Origin of the sequence: Oceanobacillus sp. J11TS1 (assembly GCF_018333215.1) — a bacterium.
Classification (GTDB): domain Bacteria; phylum Bacillota; class Bacilli; order Bacillales; family Amphibacillaceae; genus Oceanobacillus.
The window spans coordinates 1-436 of sequence record NZ_BORO01000073.1; the positions used below are offsets into that span (position 1 = coordinate 1).

The following is a 436-nucleotide window of genomic DNA, read 5'->3' on the forward strand; positions in this document are numbered from 1 at the left end:
TAAACTGTAATTGAGTCATTATTAATTCCTCCTACTTTGTTTATCGTCGTTGAAAACATTGTATCATAAGGAATTAATATGGCTCTTTTTTTATTTCCCCTTTTTACACAATTATATGGACTTAATCTTGGTTGGAGCGCGTTTGCTTATTTTGGAGCGGAGTTGGGCTGGGGCGGAGCGCTTTCTTCTTTTTTGGAGCGGGGTTGGGCTGGGGCGGAGCGCTTTTGCTTATTTTGGAGCGGAGTTGAACTAGGTTGGAGCGCTTTTCTTCTATTTCGGAGCGAAGCTGGACTTGGTTGGAGCGCTTTCGATGACGTACAATAGTCTGTGTAAGCTGAATAAATAGGAAAGGTAAGGTTATCCTACCCATTAGTTAATCATCACAAAAACTAAGAAGAGGAGACCTTACCTATGTCTACTAGTATAACTGATAATG

Annotated in this window: 1 protein-coding gene; it reads left to right on the forward strand. The window is 40.8% G+C overall.

Annotated features, from left to right (window positions below; all coding sequences use genetic code 11):
• Window positions 1-78: 78 nt before the first annotated feature.
• On the forward strand, window positions 79-324 hold the full coding sequence (locus KI343_RS19890; RefSeq protein ID WP_212928122.1) for a hypothetical protein: 246 nt from the start codon (window positions 79-81) through the stop codon (window positions 322-324).
• Window positions 325-436 lie beyond the last annotated feature (112 nt).

Excerpts from the sequence above, each read along its gene's own strand:
- KI343_RS19890 (WP_212928122.1), top strand. The coding sequence starts at position 79 with ATGGCTCTTTTTTTATTTCCCCTTTTTACACAATTATATGGACTTAAT.